We start from the raw sequence: 20,881 nt of genomic DNA, 5'->3' as shown, positions 1-20,881 counted from the left end.
ATCCGGAAGCCGCGACCCGAAAGGATCGAGCGATGGCCGACCGCATCGCGACATCCGCGCGTCATGCGCCGCAGCGCGTATTGCGGTGCAGCGCGCGGCCCGTCGCGCCGGGCCGCCGCTTGACTTCGCTCAGGCCACCGCTACCCTTTTATTCCGATGCGGCAATCGCACCCTGCATGCGCAACGGTCTCGTCGACGCCGTTCGCCGGTACGCGCAGGCACGACAACAACGATGAATTCCCATGGAGGCGACTCATGCTGATCGGCGTGCCGAAGGAAATCAAGAACCATGAATACCGCGTCGGCCTCACCCCGGCCGGCGCACGCGAACTCACGCGGCATGGCCACCGGGTGCTCGTGCAGCGCGGTGCGGGCACCGCGATCGGCCTGCTCGACGACGACTACACGGCCGCCGGCGCCACGCTGGCCGACGACGCGCGCGACATCTTCGCGCGGGCCGACATGATCATCAAGGTCAAGGAGCCGCAGCCGGCCGAATGCGCGATGCTGCGGCGCGGGCAAATCCTCTATACGTACCTGCATCTCGCACCCGATCCCGCGCAGGCGGCGGCGCTCGTGAAATCCGGCGCGGTCTGCATCGCGTACGAAACCGTGACGGGGCCCGGCGGCGGACTGCCGTTGCTCGCGCCGATGAGCGAGGTCGCGGGGCGCATGTCGATCCAGGTCGCGGCGACCCACCTCGAGAGCCCGCGCGGCGGCCGCGGTGTGCTGATGGCCGGCGTGCCGGGCGTGCCGGCCGCGCACGTGGTGATACTGGGCGCGGGAGTCGTGGGCACCGGCGCGCTGCAGATGGCCGTCGGTCTCGGCGCGCGCGTGACCGTGCTCGACACGAACGTGAACCGGCTGCGCCAGCTCGACCTGATCTTCGCGAACCGGATCGCAACCGTCTGCTCGAACGCGCACACGATCGACGAAGCCGTGCGCGACGCGGACGTCGTGATCGGTGCAGTGCTCGTGCCCGGCGCGTCCGCGCCGCGGCTCGTCACGCGCGACATGATCGCGACGATGCGCACGGGCGCCGTCGTCGTCGACGTCGCGATCGACCAGGGCGGCTGTTTCGAGACGTCGCATGCGACGACGCATGCGGAGCCGACTTTCGTCGTCGACGGCGTCGTTCACTACTGCGTCGCCAACATGCCGGGCGCGGTCGCCCGCACGTCGACGTTCGCGTTGAACAACGCGACGCTCGGCCATGCGCTCGCACTCGCGGACAAAGGCTGGAAACGCGCGATGGCCGACGATCCGCATCTGCGCGCGGGGCTGAACGTATGCGACGGACACATCACGTACGAGGCCGTCGCGCTGGCGCTCGGGCTGCCGTACGTGCCGGCGGAAGACGTGCTGGCGTGAGTTCGCGGTGCATGACGGCGGGCACGGGCGTCGTCATGCGCCCTTCGGGCGGCCGCGCTTCGTCGTGCCGCTCGTGCCGCTCGTGCCGCTCGTGCCGCTCATGCCGCTCATGCCGCTCATGCCGCTCATGCCGCTCGTGCGCATCGTACGCGCCAGCAGCGGCCGCAGTTGCGCAAGCGTGCGCGTGTTGAGCACGTCCTGTCGCGTGAGCCAGCCGCGCCGCGCATGGCCGATGCCGTAGCCGAGGTTGTCGAGATCGTCCGCGCACAGCGCGTCGGAGCCGATCGCCACCGCAACGCCGGCCTTCGCGGCCTCGCGGCACCACACGTCCGGCAGATCGAGCCGCCGCGGATCGCCATCGAGTTCGACGAAGCAACGACGGGCGGCGGCCGCGGCGAGCACGCGCGGCACGTCGAGTTCGCACGCGCCGCGTTCGCCGAGCAGCCGGCCGGTCGGATGCGCGAGGATCGTGAAATACGGACGATCCATCGCGCGCAGCACCCGCCCGGTTTGCGCGTCGCCGGGCAGGTCGAAACCGTCGCGCACCGCGCCGACGACGAGGTCGAGCCGGGCGAGCACGTCGTCGGGCACGTCGAGGCTGCCGTCCTCGCGAATGCGGGCCTCGACGCCCTTCAGCAGCACGAAATCGTCGAACGAGGCGTTCAGGCGATCGATCTCGTCGATCTGCCGTTCGAGCCACGCGCAATCCGTGCGACCGCTGCCGTCGTCAGGCGCGCGGTCGGTGACGGCCAGATACCGAAGCCCGCGTGCGCGCGCCGCGTCCGCCATCGCGCGCAGCCCGTCGCGTCCGGCCGACGCGTCGGTATGCGCGTGCAGGTCGCCATGAAGGTGCTTGCGTTCGACCAGCGCCGGCAACGCGCCGACGCGTGACGCGTCGATCTCGCCGCGCGCTTCGCGCAGCTCGGGCGGCACCCAATGCAGGCCGATCGCGTCGTATACGGATGCCTCGGTCGCGCCCGCGATCCGCTCGTCGCCGCGGAATACGCCATATTCGTTGATCTTCAACCCGCCTGCCTGCGCGATCCGGCGCAATGCGATGTTGTGCGCCTTCGATCCGGTGAAATAGACGAGCGCCGCGCCGAACGCCTCCGTGTCGACGACGCGCAGGTCGACCTGCAAGCCGTTCCCGAGCACGACGCTCGAACGCGTCTTGCCGTTCGCGAGCACGCGCGCGACCTCGCCGTAGCCGACGAACGCGGCGGCCACCGCAGCCGGATCGCGCGCGGTCACGAGAATGTCGAGATCGCCGACCGTCTCGCGGCAGCGGCGAAAGCTGCCGGCCGGCACCGCTTCGCCGACCCCGGCCACCGTGCGCAGATGCGCGAGCAGCGGCATCAGCGCATGCGCGGCATCCGGCAGCAGAAAGCGTTGCGGCCCGCGCTGCAGGCGCTCGTCGATCGCATCGAGCAGATGGGCCTCGGTTTTCGCGCCGAAGCCGGGCAGCGCGCGCACGTGCCCGCTCTTCGCTTCGGCGCGCAGCTGTTCGAGCGAGTCGACGTGCAGCGCATCATGCAGCGCCTTCACGCGTTTCGCACCGAGGCCCGGCACGTCGAGCAGCTCGACGATCGCGCCCGGCAACGCCTGGCGCAGCGTTTGCTGCAGCTCGCAGGTGCCGGTCGCGGCAATTTCGCGCAGCTTCGCCGCGAGGTCGGCACCGATCGACGGGATCTGTCCGAGATCGCCGCCGTTCGCGATCATCGCTGGAATGTCGCGCCCGTAGTCGGCAATCGTGCGCGACGCGTTGCGGTACGCGCGTACCCGGAACGGATTCGCGCCCTGGATTTCGAGCATGTCGGCGATTTCGGCGAATACGGCCGCACACTCGGCATTGCGGATCGGCATGATCGGCGTGGCTCCCGTTCCACGTGGATGGCGCCGTGCGCTGGCGCGACGGCGTCGGCCCGCCCGTTGCCGCATGTCGACGGCGGCGGACGCCCGGTGGTCATCCTGCGCCGGCTGTCCGTATGCCGGCTGCCCGTACGCCGGCAGCCCGTACGCGGGCTGCCCGGATCGTGCTGCGCGGGGCACGCCGCCTGCGCGGCCCCGGCGCCGACATCAGAGCGATGCGCGCGGTGTCGTCGCGTAGCGACGCTCGTACACCGACTGGCAATGCGTGCAACGTTCGGCGGTGGGCCGCGCGAGCAGACGTTCGTAGCCCACCGGCGCATCGCAATCGATGCACTCGCCGTAGCTGCCGTCGCGCATGCGCTGCTGCGCACGCGCGATCGCGCGCAATTCGGCCAGCTTCATTCCGATCAATGCGTGATCCATGTCGACGAACAGATCGGCGTTCGCTTCGTCGCCTTCGTCCGGCGCAGCGCCGGCAAGTTCCGCATAGGACTCCAGCGCGCGCTGATCCTCGCTCGTGCGGATTTCCGCCCGCAACGCCTGCTCGCTGTCGGTCAGCCGCCGCTGCAGCGTCTGCCGTTGTCGTGGGTCGAGCGCCATCGCCGTCTCTCCTTTCCCGGTTCCGCGCAATGAGGCATGCGGCGCGCGGTTGTCGCGCCGGTGCGCGGCGATCACGCATGACCGCCGCCGCGCCCGGATGCGCGTCCGGCCGCACGAAGCGGCGAACGCATTCGACGCAGCATAAACCCAATGAACACGCATGTGTTGACCGGCATCGACCGCAGCGCGCCGCACACGAAAAGCGGGGACGGACGCGAATACGCGCGCCGCTCATTCGTCTGACGCAGCGACCGTTGAGATCGGTCAATCCCCTGTACAAAGTTGCGTCATAGATTGAACGCATGCGCGGCGGATTCGCGCGCCTTACTTTTGCCGGGAGAACGTGATGTTGTTCGGCGTCGTCATCTGGGTGGCCCTTGCGGCCCTGTTCCCGACGATGGTCGTGCCGACGATCCAGCACGCCATCCAGCCATCGAGCGCGCAAGCCGCGCCCGACGGACACCCTGCCGTCTCGCCCGCCGCGTTGCCGGCGGCCGCACCGCCGCCGGCGGATGGCTGAAGCGCGACCGGCCATTCGCGATCGCGGCGGTCATCGACTTCAGTCCGGAACGTTTGCTTTTCCCGATAATTCGCAATCCTCTTCGTCAGAACGCGTTGCGCCCGATGAAACCGCGCACGACCGTCAGCAGGATGATCTTCATGTCGAACCAGAAGCTCCAGTTCTGCATGTAGAACAGGTCGAACTTCACGCGCGCGGCCATCGCCTCGACCTTGCGCGTCTCGCCGCGATAGCCGTTCACCTGTGCCCATCCCGTGATCCCCGGCCGCACGCGATAGCGGTACATGTAGCAGTCGATCAGTTGCCGGTAGAAGTCGTCGTGTTCGATCGCGTGCGGACGCGGGCCGACCACCGACATCTGGCCGAACAGCACGTTGAAGAACTGCGGGAGCTCGTCGAGCGACGTACGCCGCAGGAACGCGCCGACCTGCGTGATGCGCGCATCGTTGCGCGATGCCTGCAGCACGACGCCGGGCTGCGCCCGATGTGCGCGCATCGTTCTGAACTTCAGGATGTGGAACTCGCGGCCGTCGATACCCTTGCGCCGCTGCCGGAACAGCACCGGCCCCGGCGACGACAGCTTCACCGCGATCGCCAGCACCGCGAGCAACGGCAGCAACGGGATCAGCACGGCGACCGCGAACAGCCGGTCGAACGCGAATTTCGCCCACAATTCCGGCGCCGAGCGCGGCGTGGTCGCGAGGTTGATCGCGGGCATGCCGAGCACGTCGGTCGCGGAGCGCTCGACGACCGCCATCTGCCGCACGTCGGGCAACAACCGCAACTCGACGAACTCGTCACGCAGTTCGCGCACGATGCGCCGGATGCGCGACTCGTGCGACATCGGCAGCGTGAGCCACACTTCGTCGATGTCGCCGCGCCGAATCATGCGCGTCAGCGCGCCCCAGTCGCCGATCACCGGCACGCCGCCGATGCCGTCCACCGCCGCGGCGGCCGATCCATCGTCGTCGAACACGCACGCGGCCGCGAACGGTCCGTCCGGCTCCAGCTGCATCCGTTCGATCGCCACGCGTCCGTACGCGGTTGCGCCGACGATCGCGACCCGCCGCTGGCGCGCGCGCGGGTGACGGCGGTTCCGCGCAAGCGCGCACAGCGCGAGCCTGCCGAGCAGCAGTGCCGCGTCGCCGGACAGCACCGTCCGCGCGATCCAGCGCGTCGTGACCGTGCCGCCGCGGTTCATGATCCACATCGTGCCGGCCACCGTCAGCGTGCTCGCGCACACGACGGCCACCGCCGTACGCGTGAGCATCGAGCTGCCGCGACGCGTCGACGCGCCGCGTTGCGACATGCGCACGGCACGCGGCAGCAGCGCGACGGTCAGCACGCACAACAATGCAATCGCGCCGCGCTGCGCATCCGACAGATCGTGCCATGCGAGCCGCATCGCCGCCTGCGCCGCGAGCGCGCCGGCGAGCACCAGCGCGACGTCGGCCGCGGCGAGCGCTGCGCGCCGTATCGCAGTCGTTCCACCCGACATCGAATGCATCGTCACGCACCGTGCGCCGGGAAGCCGCCGTGCATCTCGGGCAGCCGCGGCCGCATCGGCATCGACCTCGTCGCGCCGGCTCGCGCGCCGAGCAGGCGCCGGTAATCCGCGCGGATCAGCTCGTAGCATTCGCACGCCTGGCGCTCCAGACCATCGCGGTCGATCACGGTGATGCGGCCGCGACGCTGCCGGATCAGCCCGGCGTCCTGCAGGTTGCCGGCCGCTTCCGTCACGCCTTCGCGGCGCACGCCGAGCATGTTCGCGATCGTCTGTTGCGTGACGGCCAGTTCGTCGCCGTCGATCCGGTCGTGCGCGAGCAGCAGCCAGCGGCTCAACTGTTCGCTGACCGAGTGATGCCGGTTGCACAGCGCGCTGCGCGAGATTTGCGCCATCATCGCCTGGCAGTAGTTCAGCAGCAGCCGGTAGGTCGCGGGCGAACGCTCGAATTCCGAGCGCATCACGCAGGTCGGTATGCGGTAGGCCATCCCGCCGATGCGGACTTCGACGCGGTTCGACACCGCGGTGCCGCCAACCAGCGTCGCGAGCCCGACCACGCCTTCGCGGCCGACGACCGCGACCTCCACCATCGCACCGTCCTCCATCAGATGCTGCACCGACATCATGGCGGTCGTCGGGAAATGCAGGTGGCGCATCGGCTCGCCGACCCGGTCGAGCATGCCGGCCTTGATCCGGACCAGCTCGAGGTGCGGTGCGATGGCCCGGAGGCTGTCCTCCGGCAAGGCATCGAGGATGGCATTCGCCGAGAAGCTCGAGTAAAGATGAAGCATGGCTGTATCCCTTTATTGGTCCGCGCCGCATGCAGCCGCGTCAGCGGAATTCGTTATCGCGATGCGGGTACGAACGACGACCCGGGTTGCGGCCCACAACCCTCGATCCAATCGAACGCCGGCTTCTCGCCGGCGGATCGATTCGGCAGTCCCGTTTCGACACGCCCGGCCGAATAAGCGATTTACGTGCCAATAGCGGCTCACCCTTAATATATGAATGGCTCTCGATTTAGAACGGACGAATAACCGGCGTCGGACTGCAAAAAATGTCTCATTTCCGGACACCCCGTGCCGCGGCGGACACGTCGCGCGATTCGACTGATCAATGGCAGCGCGGCGCGCGGCGGCGCCACCGGCTCGGCTCGGGGCTTATCGTTCAAATACTTACAGACCCTTTTCAATCGTTTCCGTCACGTCTCGCGCCGCCCGCGGCAGTCGCCCGGCCGTCGAATGATCGTTTGAAACTGTCTCAAATCTGAATCGTCACATTTATTATCGAATTTGTAATCGAGCGCACATATGCACCGCAACTTCATGATTCCATTGCTGAAATTCGCACCGATATCCGGATTGTAAAATAACGTTCAATACCGTCTGCGGGATTTTCTTGTACGATACAAGGCACCACCCGATTGATTCCCGATCGGCACTGAATTCCCCGGAGATACGCCAATCCGTTTCAAGTCGATTAATTCACGAACGCGTAAACTTCAAATCCATATAACATTCTGCATTTACGTCACGATCGTCAAACTTTGTGAAGTGACGGAATGCTGGATTTATCGAATTAAATTGCGTGCTAGCCTTTTTCCGCCGTCGGCATTCGAATTCCGACGAACCCACAATCCGCACGCGCGTGCCGAATCCCGCGTGGATGCCGCCGCATGCCGTGCGATCGCCCCCTGCGAGGATGCGCCGTGACCCACCAGGCCAATGACGCCGCCGCCCACCCGAGCGGCATGATCGAGCTTTCCCACAGCTTCGACACCAACCGGTTTCTCGCGGCCCTCGACCGCGACGAACGCGCCGCGCTGCTTGCCAATCTGCAGCTCGTGCATCTGAAGTCGGGGCAGGTGCTGTGCGAACCCGGCGAAATGCTCGCCGCGGTCTACCTGCCCGTCACGACCGCGATCTCGCTGCAGTACGTGTCATCGGGCGGCATGACGCTGGAGGTGGCCGAGATCGGCAGCGAAAGCATCGTGTGCGACGACGTGATCGGCGGCAGCGGCCGGATGCCGTGCCGCGCCGTCGCCTGCCGCGACGGCTTCGTGTACCGGCTCGACCGGCGCATCTTCGCCGCCGCGTTCGACGCGTCGCCGGTGATGCGCCATCTCGTGTTCGTCTGCGTGCGGCTGCTGATGGCCCAGGTCTCGCAGATCACGTTCTGCAGCCGCCATCACGTGCTCAAGCATCAGTTGTGCAGATGGTTCCTGCTCGCGTACGACCGCTCGCGCAGCATCGAGATCCAGGTGACTCACAGCATGCTCGCGCAGATGCTCGGCGTGCGCCGCGAAACGGTCACGGACGCCGCCGGCGAAATCCAGAAGCTCGGGCTGATCCGCCAGTACCGCAGCTCGATCGTGCTCGGCGATCTGGGCGGCCTCGAGAAGCTGTCGTGCGGCTGCCGCGCGATCGTGCGCGACGAGATGAAGCGCATCCTGTCGTCCGATTCGGGCGTGGCGGCCGCGGCACGCGCGTGATCCGCGCGTCGTTTCGGCGCAAGCGTGCGCGCCGAGTCAGCGGATTGTAGGGTGGCGAACAGATCGCCGTGCGTGCGGATGGTCTACTGATGCCGGACTGCCGGGGGGATGTCAGCGCGATGCGCGCGTCTGCCCGTGCGGACGACACCACGCACGCCGGAGCAGCACGTGAAAAACGACATCAGAACCATCCTCAAGCACGTCGCCCATCTCGAAGCCGCGATCGATTCGATCGGTGACGGGGACGACCTTTACGAAGCGGGCCTCTCGTCGCTCGACACGATCCAGCTGATGCTCGCGATCGAAAAGCAGTTCAACATCGAGATTCCCGACGAGATGCTGAACCGCAACCTGTTCCGCAGCATCGACGCGCTCGCGGACACGATCGCCACCCTGCAACGCGCCGAGCATTCCGCATGAGCGCGCTACTTCCCGAACTCGCGCCCGGCGACGAAACGCGCCGCCTCGACGAGGCCGCCCGCGCGGTCGCGCAGATCGCTGCCCAGCATGCGGACGCGGTCGATCGCGACGCGCGCTGCCCCGTCGAGGCAATCGAGGCGATGCGTGCGCGCCGCCTGCTGAGCGCGATGGTCCCGACCCACCTCGGCGGCGCCGGCGCGTCGCTCGCCGACGTCGCATCGGCATGCTCGATTCTCGGCCAGGCGTGCGCGTCGTCGGCGATGGTGTTCGCGATGCACCAGATCCAGGTCGCCTGCATCGTCGACCACGCAGCCGACCAGGGCTGGCACAAGCTGTTCCTGCAGCAGCTCGTGCGCCATCAGTGGCTGCTCGCATCGGCGACCTCCGAGGACGGCGTCGGCGGCAACCTGCGCGCGAGCCAGTGCGCGCTCGAGACCAACGGCAGCGAGTTCCGGCTGCACAAGTCCGCGCCGACGATCTCGTACGGCGACTACGCGGACGGCATCCTCGCGACCGCGCGGCGCGACGCGGACGCACCGCCGTCCGAACAGGTGCTCGTCACGCTGCTGCGCGACGGCTACACGCTCACGCGGCGCGGCGAGTGGGACACGCTCGGCATGCGCGGCACGTGCAGCAACGGGTTCGTGCTCGACGCGCAAGGCGCGACCGTGCAATGCCTGCCGGTGCCGTTCGCGCAGATCGCCGAGCAGACGATGGTGCCCGTGTCGCACATCCTGTGGGCCGCGGTGTGGATCGGCGTGGCCGGCGACGCATTCCATCGCGCGCACCAGTTCTTCCGTGCACAGGCGCGCCAGACCGACGGCGCGCCGTCGCCCGCATCGCGACGCATCGCCGAATCGCTCGCGCTGATGCAGGCGATGCAGGCGCGCGTCGACAACGTGCTGCGCCTCCAGGCCAGTCCGACGACGCGTTCGTGGTCGGCCGGCATGGCCTGGGCCGCCGAGATCAACACGTTGAAGACGTACGTGTCGTCGACGGCGCTCGAGGTCGTCCAGCAGGCGATGATGATCTGCGGGATGGCCGGCTACAAGCACGGCACGCCGTTCAGCATCGGCCGCCACCTTCGCGACCTGCACGCGGCGCCGCTGATGATCAGCAACGACCGCATCGCCGCCAACACCTCCAACCTGCTGCTCGCACTGCGTCCCGCGACGCTGGAGAAACACTCGTGAACGATCGCCTCTCCGTGCCTTCCCCCGCCCCCGCCGCTGCACCGTCCGACGCACCGCTCGACCGTGCGGGCGTCAATCCGCTGCGCGACGAACTGATCGACGCCGGCCTGCTCGTGTCGACCGGCATCCAGGGCCTGTTCGGCCGCAGCGAGCGGTTCGAGCGCGTCGTCGAAGCGCTCGATGCGTTCGTCACGCGCGTCGGCGCCGACCAGCAGGCCGAAGTGCTGCGCTTCCCGCCGGCGATGAGCCGCACCGAATTCGAGCGCAGCGAATACATGAAGAGCTTCCCGCAGCTCGCGGGCAGCGTGCATGCGTTCTGCGGCGACGAACAGCGGCACCAGCGCGTGCTGCAGTGCCTCGACCGCGGCGAGGACTGGACCGAAAGCCAGAAGCCGACCTACGTCGTGATGACGCCCGCCGCGTGCTACCCCGTGTACCCGGTCGTCGCGCGCGCGGGTGCGCTGCCCGCCGACGGCCGCATCGTCGACGTGTTCTCGTACTGCTTCCGCCACGAGCCGTCGCTCGACCCGACCCGCATGCAGCTGTTCCGGATGCGCGAGTACGTGCGGATCGGCACGCCCGAGCAGATCGTCGCATTCCGCCAGACGTGGATCGAGCGCGGCACGCGGATGATCGACGCACTGCGGCTGCCCAATGCGGTCGATCTCGCGAACGATCCGTTCTTCGGGCGCGGCGGCAAGATCGTCGCGAACAGCCAGCGCGAGCAGAACCTGAAGTTCGAGCTGCTGATCCCGATCGAGCACGACGGCCGCCAGACCGCGTGTCTCAGCTTCAACTACCACATGGACCACTTCGGGCTGCTGTGGGACATCCGCACCGCGACGGGCGACGTCGCGCACACGGGTTGCGTCGGTTTCGGCCTCGAGCGGCTGACGCTCGCGCTGTTCCGCCATCACGGCTTCGACATCGACGCATGGCCCGCGGACGTGCGCGACGTGCTGTGGGGCACGCGATGAGATTCGTATCCCGCGACGGCGAGGATGCGTCGTTCGAGGACGTGCGCCACCGCGCACGCCACTACCGGCCGCACCCGCTGCACAGCCAGGAGATGGTCTGGAAACAGACCAACTGCTACGTCGACATGTGGCTCGAGGTGCTCCGCTGGTGGGGCCTCAATCCGTATGCGGCGCTGCCGTTTACGATCGCGATGGATTTCGAGGGCGACCAGTTCACGTTCTTCAAGTTTCCGCACGACGAACTGGAGCGCCTCTACGGAATCGTCGTGCAGGAACACTCGATCTACGAACCGCTCGACCGGCACATCGAGACGCAGGTCGCGCGCGGTCACCTGATGATCGTCGAGGTCGACGCGTGGTTCCTGCCCGACACGCGCGGCAGCAGCTACCGCACGCAGCATACGAAGACCACGATCGGCATCGACTCGATCGACCGCGCGCATCGCCAGATCGGCTATTTCCACAACAGCGGCTATTACGTCGCCGACGACTTCGACTACAGCGGGCTCGTCGGCGACAGCTCGCCGATGCCGCTGCCGCCATATGTCGAATGCGCGAAGCGGCGCTTCCCGCCGCTCGACGAGCGCGTGCTGTGCGACGTCTCGCTCGCGTCGCTGCAGCGGCATTTGCGGCGCCTGCCGGTCGTCAATCCGGTCGCGGCGTTCAGGCGCCAGTTGCAGATCGATGCGCCCGTGCTCGCCGATTCGCCGCTCGAGCGCTTTCACGCGTACTCGTTCAATTCGGTGCGGCAACTCGGCGCGAACTTCGAGCTGTTCGGCCACTACGCGCGCTGGCTGCAGGCAAGCGGCTGCGTCGGACCGTTCGCCGAGATTCGCGCGGCGTGCGATCGCATTGCGTCCGAGGCGATGGTGCTGGAATTCCGGCTCGCGCGGGCCTGCGCGCGCGGCAAGGAGGAACGCGGCGATGCGACGCTCGACGCGATCGAGGCCGCGTACGCCGACCTGATCGATTGCGCGCGACAGATCGCCCCGCCGCTGCGGCATACGGCACCGGTGGTGCGTGTCGGCGCGGCCGCCGTGCCGCTGACGCGGTGACGCGCACGCGCGCCCCACGCGCGTGGTCGATGCTCGCGACGGCCGCAGGCGCCGCGCGCGAGCCGCGCGATCTGCCGGCCGGCGCGGACTGGATCGCGGCCCCCGTGCCGGGTACGGTCGCGCAGGCGCTGGCGCTGGCCGGCCGGCCCGACGAGACGGCGTCGCTCGCCGAGCGCGACCACTGGTATCGCGTCGACCTGCGCGGACACGGGCCGCGCGTGCTGCGCTTTCACGGCCTCGCGACGCTCGCGGAAGCGTGGCTCGACGGCACGCCGATCCTGTGCTCGGACAGCATGTTCGTCGCGCACGACGTGCCCGTGACGCTCGACGGCACGCATCGGCTGTTCGTCTGCTTCCGCGCGCTCGCGCCGCACCTGCGCGACGCGCGCGCGCCGCGCCGTGCGCGCTGGCGCACGCGGCTGGCCGAACCGGCGACGCTGCGCACCGTGCGCACGTCGCTGTTCGGACACATGCCGGGCTGGTTCCCGCGTTGCGTGCCGACCGGACCGTGGCGGCCCGTCGACGTACTCGACCCGGCCGACGGCCCCGTGCTCGTACATTGCGACCTGCATGCACGCGTCGACGGCGACACCGGCTGGCTCGATGCGGAACTCGCGTTCGCGGCACCGCTGCCCGACGCGTTCGCCGCCGGTCTGTCGTGCGGCGAACATCACGCGACGCTCGAGCGCAGCGGCGCCGACCGGCTGCATGCGACCGTCGCCGTGCCGAACGTGCGCCGCTGGTGGCCGCACACGCACGGCGAACCGGTGCTCTACGACATCGCGCTGCACATCGGCGCAGACCGGCGGCCGCTCGGCGCGACCGGCTTCCGCTCGATCGAGCAGCACGCGGGCGACGACGGCAAGGGTTTCGGGCTGCGCGTGAACGGCGTGCCGGTGTTCGCACGCGGCGCCTGCTGGAGCAGCGCCGCGCCGCTCGCGCTGCACGCGGACGACGCCACCTACGGCCGCCTGCTCGGGCACGCGCGCGACGCCGGTTTCAACATGATTCGCGTCGGCGGCACGATGACCTACGAGGCCGACGCATTCCACGCGTGGTGCGACCGGCTCGGACTGATGGTCTGGCAGGATTTCATGTTCGCGAACTTCGACTACGGGCTCGACGATCGCACACTCGCGGACGCAGTCGACCGCGAAGCCGGACAGTTCCTCACGCGCCATCGCGCGTCGCCTTCGCTCGCGGTCTTGTGCGGCGGCAGCGAGATCGCGCAGCAAGCCGCGATGTCCGGGCTCGGGCCGAAGCAGCGCTTCGTCGAGTTGACCGCCGAACGCCTCGCCGCCCATGCGGCAGCACGACGACCCGACACGGTCTACGTGCCCGACTCGCCCGACGGCGGCGTGCTGCCGTTCGTGCCGCGCGAGCGCGTGTCGCACTACTACGGCGTCGGCGCGTACCTGCGCCCGCTCGACGACGCGCGCCGCGCCGACGTGCGCTTCGCGAGCGAGTGCCTCGCGTTCTCGAACGTGCCGTGCGATGCGATGCTCGAGAGTCTCGGCTGGCCGGGCGTTCACGAGCCGCGGTGGAAAGCGGCCGTGCCGCGCGACCCCGGCACGTCGTGGGATTTCGAGGACATTCGCGACCACTATCTGCGCACGCTGTACGACGTCGCGCCCGATCGCTTGCGGCGCGAGGATCCGGCGCGCTACTTCGAGCTGTCGCGCGCAGCGATCGCCGACGTGATGCGCGACACGTTCTCCGAATGGCGGCGCGCCGGCTCGCGCTGCGCGGGCGCACTCGTCTGGCAGTTTCAGGACGTGATGCCGGGCGCCGGATGGGGCTTGATCGATGCGGCGCATCGGCCGAAATCCGTGTGGTATGCGCTGCGCCAGGTGCTGCAGCCGGTGCAGGTGCTGCTCGTCGACGAAGGGCTGAACGGCATCGACGTGCACGTGATCAACGAACGCGCGGCGCCGCTGTCGGCCACTGTCGAACTCGTCGCGCTGCGCGACGGCCGCACGCCCGTTGCGCGGGCCGCCGGACCGGTACGGATGGCCGCGCACGACGCGATGCGGGTCGGCTCCGCCGAATTGCTCGGCCGCTTCTTCGACTGGACCTACGCGTATCGCTTCGGCCCGTGCGAACACGATACCGTCGTCGCGACGCTGCGCGCCGACGACGGCACGCTGTTGTCGCAGGCGTTCTACTTTCCGTCGCGTACGCATCCGGCGGTGTTTTCGCGTCGCGAACCCGGCATCGACGCATGCGTGTCGCGCAGCGGCGATACGTGGCACGTCGACATCGACACGCGCCACGTCGCGCGCCACGTGCAGATCGACGCGCCGGGATACGTGCCGCGCGACGACTGGTTCGATCTCGCGCCCGGCACGCCGGCGCGCGTCGCGTTGGTCCCGCTCGCCAGCACCGGCGAACCGCGCACCGACGATGCGCCGCCGAACGTCGAGATCCGCGCGGTCAACGCCGCCCGTACCGTACGCGCGACGCCGGCCGCCTGACGCGGCAACGCGCCGGTTCGACACGACACGCGCGCTCGCCCGGCCGCGCCCCGCGTGTCAGTCCGACGAACCCGTACCGCGCGGCCGCTCGATGCCGTACGCCTCCATCCAGCGATACAGCGTCGCACGCGATACGCCGAGCTCGCGCGCGGAAGCGGCGACGCGTCCGCGCGTGCGCAGCAACGCCGTTTCGATCGCTTCACGCTCGATCGACTTGCGGATGTCCGCGACCGACGGCGACGCCGCATCGAGGCAGTATTCGAGTTCGAGGTCCTGCGCGGTGATCAGCCGGCCTTCCGTCATCACGACCGCGCGGCGCACGCGGTTGATCAGCTCGCGGACGTTGCCCGGCCAGTCGTGCTTGTAGAGCGCCGTGATCGCATCGGTCGAGAAGCCGCGCACGCGATGGCGCGCGTCGCCGCGAAAACGTTCGAGCATGTGATGCGCGAGCAGCTCGATGTCCTTGCCGCGCGCGCGCAGCGGCGGCTGGTCGATGCGCATCACGCACAGGCGGTGGAACAGGTCCGCGCGAAACCGCCCTTCTTCCATCGCTTCGCGCAGATCGACGTGCGTCGCAGACACGATCCGCACGTCGACCGGCACCGGATCGCTGCCGCCGAGGCGATGAATCGAGCGTTCCTGCAAAAAGCGCAGCAGGCTCGCCTGGCTCTCGTGCGGCAAGTCGCCGATTTCATCGAGCAGCAGCGTGCCGCCGTTCGCGGCTTCGACGTAGCCGATCTTGCGCGCGTTCGCGCCGGTGAATGCGCCGCGCTCGTAGCCGAACAGTTCCGATTGCAGCAGGTGCGGCGGAATCGCGCCGCAGTTGACCGCGACGAACGGGCCGTTGCGCCGTTCCGAATGACGATGGATCGCGACGGCCGTCAGCTCCTTGCCGGTTCCCGTCTCGCCGAACACGAACACCGGTGCGTCGGTGCGCGCGAAGCGCCGCACCGTATCGAACAACCGCAGCATCGCGCTGCAGGTGCCGACGATGCCGTGCTCCTGCGATTCGAGCCGCTCGCGATCGCGCGCGAACAGGCATTCCATCCCGTACGCATGGCCGACCGTATCGGCGATCCTTTGATGCGACGCGGGCAACGTGATGTAGTCGAAGCAATAGTCGCGCAACAGCGCGCGCACGTTCGGCGACGCGGTCTGGCCGGCCTCGACGAGCGCGACCCACACGACGTCGCGCATCGACGCGCAGGTGGACGCGATGCTGCCGATCGCGTCGGCATGGCCGCCGCTCAGGTCGAGGATGCCGCAGGTGATTTCGCCGGACGTGTCGCGCAGCTCGTTTGCATGCGCGACGATCGCCACTTTCCAGTCGCGTCGCGCGAGTTCCTTGCGAAGCATGACGGACGGCGACTGGGTCCAGTAAATCAGAGGACGCTGCCCGTTGGTCCTCCCCCCGTCGGCGCTCTTATCGCGCGTTATTGGCATATTCATAACGAACCATCACTTTTTGCACTCCGCGGACCATTCGCGTGCGCGCGGATGGCGGCGCATGACCGCCTGTCCGCACTGCGTTTCCACAGCTTTGGCGAAGATCGAAAATACACACGGCGAGAGCCCCCGGAGGTCGAGCCGGATGTCATCCGGCCTCGTTGTCATCGAACTCGAAGGGAATGCGCGGCCACCGGGCCGCGGCATTCCGGCTTTGATGCGACGTGCCGTCAGGCGGGGCACGCCGGCAAACGGAAACTCCGTCCGCACTTGCGTCGCGTCGTACACGACAGTCGCGCTCGATGCTGAACCGGATGGCCGCCAACCCGTTCCCGGAATGACGCCCTCGTTTGATCCGCTCCTGAATTTACACCGCGGTTGAAATGGCCTTGTTACCAAAAGAAAACGTCGATTCAGCCGGTTACGCGACCGGCAGCCCGGTGCGGCGCCGGTTTAGCGACTCAGATTTGATTATCCACGACCATTCCCGTCAATCAGTGGCAAATACTACTTTTCTGCAACATCGGCGTTGGTCATTGCCCGCGATTCTCGCCGAAATCGCAGAAAAAATCCGGAGAGCGTGTTTCGCGTGTCGTTAATGGCGTGTCGGCCGCGACACCAGCATGACACATCGCGCACACGCCGCGCGGGCACGTTCGTTACAAGGTCGTAACGAACCGGACGGCCGTGCCGGCCGCGGCCAAGACTGCACGACGCGACGCCGGGCTGCCGCTCGAAGACGTCGACCGGTCGGCGCGGCCCCCGCCGACCGGAGCTGCTGCCGCAATGCAACACGGCCGCCGGGGACGGGGCAGCCCATCCGGGCTCGCGACGCGCGGACGCAACATGTGCCGGGGCGCGCGCGGCTGCAGGCGCCCTGAAAGGAATGACCGACGCACTCAATTATCGGAAAGCCCGTGCCCGGCCACTGTGTGCTGCCGCACATTGCGCCGCTCGCGGCACGCGCCCGTGGCGCGCGGCCGGGCGCGCGCCGTGCGAAACCGGAACGTGAGTACGCTTTCGAACAGACCGTCGCGCGCGGCGTGCGCATCATGGGCATCGCCGCGCCGTAACGAAACGAAACCAACGCGTTCGTGCGGCCCGGCGTGCTGAAGGCTTCACACGAGGACCGCATCATGGAATGGCATTGTTGTGAATTCGAACATCTGAGCGCCGTCGATCTGTACGCGATCCTGCGCGCGCGCAATGCGGTGCTGGTAGTCGAGGACGCGTACACGCATCTCGACATCGACGGCAAGGATGCGCACGCACTGCACGTGTACGCGCGGCTGCACACCGGCGAGGCCGCGGAAGTCGTCGCATACGCGCGCGTGCTGCCCGGCGACGAAGTCGATCCGGACGTCGTGATCGACAAGGTGCTGACGAGCGAGGTGTGTCGCGACGACAGCACGCTCGAGCAGCTGATGCAGCGCGCGCTCACGGCCGCGCGAGCCGCGTGGCCCGACGTCGCGGTACGCACGCACGTTCCCGAGCAGCGCCAGGCGTTCTACAAACGCTTCGGATTCCGCAAGGCCTACGGCCCGTACCTCGAACAGGGTACCCCGTTCGTCGGTCTCGTGCGGCCGGCGGATCGCGCGACCGGCGCGCTGCGTCAACTGCTGTCGCGGGCCGTCTCGGCACCGCGGTCGCCCAGCGGTGAGCCGCGCGTCGACGGCCACGCACACACCCGGCTGTCCGCCGATACCGGAGCCAATCGATGACCACCACCCTTCGTCCGGTCCCGGAACCCGAACTGCCCTGCATCCTGCCCGTCATTCTCGCCGGCGGGTCCGGCACGCGACTGTGGCCGCTGTCGCGCGAGCAGTATCCGAAGCAGCTGATCGAGCTGACCTCGAACGAATCGCCGCTGTCGGCGACCGCGCGCCGCCTGAACGGCATCGCCAATGCGTCGCTCGGCGACACGCTGCTGCTCGTGTGCGGCGAACAGCATCGGATCATGAGCGCCGCACAGGTGCTCGGGCGCGCGGCGCCGGCCCGCATCCTGCTCGAACCGGCCGCGCGCAATACGGCGCCCGCGCTGACGCTCGCGGCGCTCGATGCCAGCGCGCTCGCGAACGATCCCCTGCTCGCCGTGATGCCCGCCGATCACGTGATCGGCGACGTTGCGGCATTCCAGGATGCCGTCGGGCGCGCGGCGCGCTACGCGCAGGAAGGCGCGATCGTCACGCTCGGCGTGCTGCCGCGCCGCGCGGAAACCGGCTACGGCTACATCCAGGTCGGCGAACCGCGCACCGGGCGCCTCGGCGGACAAGGCGGCTATTCGATCGGCCGTTTCGTCGAGAAGCCGAACGCCGCGCTCGCCGACCGCTATCTGCAATCGGGCGATTACTGGTGGAACAGCGGCATTTTCGTCACGCGCGCGTCGATCTGGCTGAAAGCGATTCGCGCGCTCGCGCCCGACATCCATTCGGCATGCGAAGCGGCGTGGCGCGCCGGCATCGCCGAGGATCCGTTCTTCCGGATCGATGCGACGGCCTTCGACGCATGCCCGTCGGACTCGATCGACTACGCGGTGATGGAACGGCTGTCGGAAAGCGCCGAGCTCGGCATCGAAGGGATCGTCGTGCCGTTGTCGGCAGGCTGGTCGGATGTCGGCACGTGGGACGCGATCTGGGAAATCATGCCGAAGGACGATCAGGGCAATGTCGCGCGCGGCCCGGTCGTGTTCGACGAGACGCAGGACAGTCTCGTGCGCTCGGAAGGCCGGCTGATCGCGTGCGTCGGGATGAAGGACGTCGTCGTGATCGAGACGCCCGACGCGGTGCTGGTCGCGAACAAGCACGACGTGCAACGCGTGAAGGACATCGTCGCGCGCCTGAAGACCGAGCGGCGCCCGCAGGCAAGCGAGCACCGCAAGGTGCAGCGGCCGTGGGGACACTACGATTCGATCGATCTCGGCGAACGGTTCCAGGTCAAGCGGATCGTCGTCGAACCCGGCAAACGGCTGTCGTTGCAGATGCATTACCACCGCGCCGAGCACTGGATCGTCGTGCGCGGCACCGCGAAAGTCACGCGCGGCAACGAGAGCTTTTTGCTCAGCGAAAACGAATCGACGTACATTGCGGTCGGCGAGGTTCACCGCCTCGAGAATCCCGGGCGGATTCCGCTCGAGATCATCGAGGTGCAGTCGGGCGATTATCTCGGCGAGGACGATATCGTGCGGTTCGATGATCAGTACGGGCGGGCGGTCGTCGGCACCGCGCCGCCACGGACGAGGGTGACTTCCGCGCAGCTGGCGCCGACCGTACCGCTGTCGGGCGGCGAACCCGGCAAACCGGACGAGCCGCAGGAGGAAGCGGAGGAACGCGACGCCGTTCGATAGGTGCATGCGCGCCGTTCCGCCGCGCTCGCCGCGCGGTGCGGACGCGCACATGCGTATGCGGCACGATCAATCGATGCCGCGTGGCGACCAGCACGCGCGCCTGACGGATTCGCGCACACGCGGCAGCAACGACGTATCGGCGCCGCGGGCGTCCGGCGCGCCCGGCTGCGCCCGGCGTGCGCTTGCACACGGCGCGCCCTTTGCCTGGCTGTCGGCAGCATGGGCCGCCGGCGAGCCGGCCGCGCAATCCGGTCCAGGGCCGACCCGCACCGGCATACCGCCGATCCCGGACAGCTGGTTGTCCGCCAGCTGTACGCCCGACACGTTGCCCCACAACCGGATGCCGTCGAATCGCGCGTTCGACACGCGGTTGCCGACCACGGTCACGTGCGAAACCGAGCCCGACCACGTGCTGACCTCGATCGCCGCCTGCCGTGTGAGCGGACGCGAATCCGTCCGGCCTGCCGCGGTCTGGATCTCGGCAATCACGTTGCGCTCGATCCGGACGTCGGACGAGCCGGCAGTGCGGTTGCTGTCTTCCTGCGCGACGAGAATGCCTGCGCTGACCTGCACGTTGCGCACGATGTTGTTCGAAATCGTGACGTTCCGACCGCCGACGACGGTAATGCCGCGCCCCCACGGATTACCTTCCAGCGAGTTGCCGGTAATCATCACGTTGCGCGTCAGTACGCCTTCCGCCTGGTAGCTCACCACGGCGATCATGTCGTCGCCGGTCCCACGCACGACGTTGCCCTGCACCAGTATGTCGTGCGAGCCGTGCGTCATGTGAATGCCGTCCGCCAGCGTCGACAGCACCTCGTTGCCGACGATCGCGACGTCCGCACCGCCGAACACGAAGATGCCGGCGCTGGCGCCGCCGTCGACGATATTGTCGAGCACCTGCACGTCACGCCCCGTTACTTCGATCTTCGTCGACTCCGGCGTCGTGAGTCGCGTCGTGCCGGTTCCCGCGAGCCGGAACCCGACGAGTGTCGTACCGTCGCCGCGCAGTTCGATCGTCTGATCATTCGGCGCGGTGGCGATCAGCGTCGCACCGAATCCCGACAGCACCACACGCGCCTGCCGCACGACCAGCGAACGGCCGACGACATAGCGCCCCGGCGCGAATACCAGCCGCTGCCCAGGCTGCAGCGCGTCGAGCGCCCGTTGCAGCGCGTCGCCTTGGTCGGCCGCGGCCGGGTCGGGACGCACGTACGCGTCCGGCACGTTCGCGTGAAGCGCGACCGGTCCGGCCGCGGCGGACGCGCCCACGGCGAGTCCCGGCCACGACAGCCCGCCCGCCATGCACATGCCGGCGATCACGCTGCAAATGGGCGACAGGCGTTGCAATCCATGCATATCGAATCGTTTCCGTGGCAAGTCCTCGTGCGCGGCGAACCCTGCGCGCGCGTTGACGCGCAGATCGCCGGGCCCGCCCGCGATGTCGCCGAAAGTGACGACACTTCGGCGTCGATTAGATCACTGCCCCGTGGCCGGCTTCGGTGCGTCATCAGACCAAGCGTTCCAACACTGCGTCGACGACGCGATATTCGCTGCGCAACGCGAATTCCCGAACGGTAGGCTCGCGAACTGTGCGCTGCCGCGCAATCCGTATCAT

16 protein-coding genes are annotated in these 20,881 nt (G+C 68.3%); 10 read left to right on the top strand and 6 right to left on the bottom strand.

Going from position 1 to position 20,881, the window contains the following annotated elements:
- The first annotated feature begins 255 nt into the window (after window positions 1-255).
- Window positions 256-1,371 carry an alanine dehydrogenase gene (ald, locus tag Q3A80_RS09750; RefSeq protein WP_446328833.1) on the top strand — a complete coding sequence of 372 codons (1,116 nt, stop codon included), beginning with the start codon at window positions 256-258 and terminating at the stop codon, window positions 1,369-1,371.
- A gap of 33 nt (window positions 1,372-1,404) precedes the next feature.
- Here ald and polX read toward each other — a convergent pair whose 3' ends face one another.
- Both polX and Q3A80_RS09740 read right to left on the bottom strand, forming a co-directional pair.
- Entirely contained in the window at window positions 1,405-3,234 is a 1,830-nt protein-coding gene (gene polX, locus Q3A80_RS09745) for a DNA polymerase/3'-5' exonuclease PolX (RefSeq protein WP_446328832.1), read from the bottom strand.
- Window positions 3,235-3,447: 213 nt separating this feature from the next.
- Complete coding sequence (locus Q3A80_RS09740; RefSeq protein ID WP_446328831.1) at window positions 3,448-3,840, bottom strand: TraR/DksA family transcriptional regulator; 393 nt, start codon at window positions 3,838-3,840, stop codon at window positions 3,448-3,450.
- A gap of 346 nt (window positions 3,841-4,186) precedes the next feature.
- Here Q3A80_RS09740 and Q3A80_RS09735 point away from each other — a divergent pair, with 346 nt between their 5' ends.
- On the top strand, window positions 4,187-4,360 hold the full coding sequence (locus Q3A80_RS09735) for a hypothetical protein (protein ID WP_446328830.1): 174 nt from the start codon (window positions 4,187-4,189) through the stop codon (window positions 4,358-4,360).
- 85 nt (window positions 4,361-4,445) lie between these two features.
- Here the strand turns inward: Q3A80_RS09735 and Q3A80_RS09730 are convergent, their stop codons facing one another.
- On the bottom strand, window positions 4,446-5,858 hold the full coding sequence (locus Q3A80_RS09730; protein ID WP_446328829.1) for an undecaprenyl-phosphate glucose phosphotransferase: 1,413 nt from the start codon (window positions 5,856-5,858) through the stop codon (window positions 4,446-4,448).
- An 11-nt stretch (window positions 5,859-5,869) separates the two neighbouring features.
- Window positions 5,870-6,655 carry a Crp/Fnr family transcriptional regulator gene (locus Q3A80_RS09725; RefSeq protein ID WP_446328828.1) on the bottom strand — a complete coding sequence of 262 codons (786 nt, stop codon included), beginning with the start codon at window positions 6,653-6,655 and terminating at the stop codon, window positions 5,870-5,872.
- 917 nt (window positions 6,656-7,572) lie between these two features.
- Here Q3A80_RS09725 and Q3A80_RS09720 point away from each other — a divergent pair.
- From Q3A80_RS09720 to Q3A80_RS09695, 6 genes are all read left to right on the top strand, one after another.
- On the top strand, window positions 7,573-8,355 hold the full coding sequence (locus Q3A80_RS09720; RefSeq protein ID WP_446328827.1) for a Crp/Fnr family transcriptional regulator: 783 nt from the start codon (window positions 7,573-7,575) through the stop codon (window positions 8,353-8,355).
- A 168-nt stretch (window positions 8,356-8,523) separates the two neighbouring features.
- The gene (locus Q3A80_RS09715) at window positions 8,524-8,775 is read left to right on the top strand and encodes an acyl carrier protein (protein WP_040139663.1); all 252 of its coding nucleotides are present in this window, start codon (window positions 8,524-8,526) and stop codon (window positions 8,773-8,775) included.
- A complete protein-coding gene (locus Q3A80_RS09710) occupies window positions 8,772-9,968 on the top strand; it encodes an acyl-CoA dehydrogenase family protein (protein WP_446328826.1) in 1,197 nt (398 codons plus the stop codon). The genes Q3A80_RS09715 and Q3A80_RS09710 overlap by 4 nt, the downstream gene beginning before the upstream one ends.
- Entirely contained in the window at window positions 9,965-10,945 is a 981-nt protein-coding gene (locus tag Q3A80_RS09705) for an amino acid--[acyl-carrier-protein] ligase (RefSeq protein ID WP_446328825.1), read from the top strand. Before Q3A80_RS09710 ends, Q3A80_RS09705 begins: the two co-directional genes overlap by 4 nt.
- Window positions 10,942-12,000, top strand: a complete 1,059-nt coding sequence (locus Q3A80_RS09700; RefSeq protein ID WP_446328824.1) for a DUF1839 family protein — start codon at window positions 10,942-10,944, stop codon at window positions 11,998-12,000. Before Q3A80_RS09705 ends, Q3A80_RS09700 begins: the two co-directional genes overlap by 4 nt.
- Before the next feature lie 29 nt (window positions 12,001-12,029).
- The gene (locus Q3A80_RS09695) at window positions 12,030-14,474 is read left to right on the top strand and encodes a glycosyl hydrolase 2 galactose-binding domain-containing protein (protein ID WP_446328823.1); all 2,445 of its coding nucleotides are present in this window, start codon (window positions 12,030-12,032) and stop codon (window positions 14,472-14,474) included.
- Window positions 14,475-14,531: 57 nt separating this feature from the next.
- On the opposite strand, the gene Q3A80_RS09690 is transcribed toward Q3A80_RS09695, so the two are convergent.
- Window positions 14,532-15,923, bottom strand: coding sequence for a sigma 54-interacting transcriptional regulator (locus Q3A80_RS09690; protein ID WP_446328822.1), 1,392 nt, complete (start codon window positions 15,921-15,923; stop codon window positions 14,532-14,534).
- A gap of 1,133 nt (window positions 15,924-17,056) precedes the next feature.
- Between Q3A80_RS09690 and Q3A80_RS09685 the strand changes: the two genes are divergently transcribed.
- Together Q3A80_RS09685 and Q3A80_RS09680 are read left to right on the top strand one after the other, a co-directional pair.
- Window positions 17,057-17,641, top strand: coding sequence for a drug:proton antiporter (locus tag Q3A80_RS09685; protein WP_446328821.1), 585 nt, complete (start codon window positions 17,057-17,059; stop codon window positions 17,639-17,641).
- A complete protein-coding gene (locus Q3A80_RS09680; protein ID WP_446328820.1) occupies window positions 17,638-19,263 on the top strand; it encodes a mannose-1-phosphate guanylyltransferase/mannose-6-phosphate isomerase in 1,626 nt (541 codons plus the stop codon). The genes Q3A80_RS09685 and Q3A80_RS09680 overlap by 4 nt, the downstream gene beginning before the upstream one ends.
- 66 nt (window positions 19,264-19,329) lie before the next feature.
- Here Q3A80_RS09680 and Q3A80_RS09675 read toward each other — a convergent pair whose 3' ends face one another.
- A complete protein-coding gene (locus Q3A80_RS09675) occupies window positions 19,330-20,622 on the bottom strand; it encodes a right-handed parallel beta-helix repeat-containing protein (RefSeq protein WP_446328819.1) in 1,293 nt (430 codons plus the stop codon).
- Window positions 20,623-20,881 lie beyond the last annotated feature (259 nt).

The sequence above is a fragment of the Burkholderia sp. SR8 genome, from assembly GCF_052851275.1.
Note: the sequence above shows the minus strand (reverse complement) of the source record. Positions and strands in the feature narration are given on the sequence as shown.

Excerpts from the sequence above, each read along its gene's own strand:
- ald (WP_446328833.1), top strand. The coding sequence starts at position 256 with ATGCTGATCGGCGTGCCGAAGGAAATCAAGAACCATGAATACCGCGTC.
- polX (WP_446328832.1), bottom strand. The coding sequence starts at position 3,234 with ATGCCGATCCGCAATGCCGAGTGTGCGGCCGTATTCGCCGAAATCGCC.
- Q3A80_RS09740 (WP_446328831.1), bottom strand. The coding sequence starts at position 3,840 with ATGGCGCTCGACCCACGACAACGGCAGACGCTGCAGCGGCGGCTGACC.
- Q3A80_RS09735 (WP_446328830.1), top strand. The coding sequence starts at position 4,187 with ATGTTGTTCGGCGTCGTCATCTGGGTGGCCCTTGCGGCCCTGTTCCCG.
- Q3A80_RS09730 (WP_446328829.1), bottom strand. The coding sequence starts at position 5,858 with ATGTCGGGTGGAACGACTGCGATACGGCGCGCAGCGCTCGCCGCGGCC.
- Q3A80_RS09725 (WP_446328828.1), bottom strand. The coding sequence starts at position 6,655 with ATGCTTCATCTTTACTCGAGCTTCTCGGCGAATGCCATCCTCGATGCC.
- Q3A80_RS09710 (WP_446328826.1), top strand. The coding sequence starts at position 8,772 with ATGAGCGCGCTACTTCCCGAACTCGCGCCCGGCGACGAAACGCGCCGC.
- Q3A80_RS09700 (WP_446328824.1), top strand. The coding sequence starts at position 10,942 with ATGAGATTCGTATCCCGCGACGGCGAGGATGCGTCGTTCGAGGACGTG.
- Q3A80_RS09695 (WP_446328823.1), top strand. The coding sequence starts at position 12,030 with ATGCTCGCGACGGCCGCAGGCGCCGCGCGCGAGCCGCGCGATCTGCCG.
- Q3A80_RS09690 (WP_446328822.1), bottom strand. The coding sequence starts at position 15,923 with ATGAATATGCCAATAACGCGCGATAAGAGCGCCGACGGGGGGAGGACC.
- Q3A80_RS09685 (WP_446328821.1), top strand. The coding sequence starts at position 17,057 with ATGGAATGGCATTGTTGTGAATTCGAACATCTGAGCGCCGTCGATCTG.
- Q3A80_RS09680 (WP_446328820.1), top strand. The coding sequence starts at position 17,638 with ATGACCACCACCCTTCGTCCGGTCCCGGAACCCGAACTGCCCTGCATC.
- Q3A80_RS09675 (WP_446328819.1), bottom strand. The coding sequence starts at position 20,622 with ATGCATGGATTGCAACGCCTGTCGCCCATTTGCAGCGTGATCGCCGGC.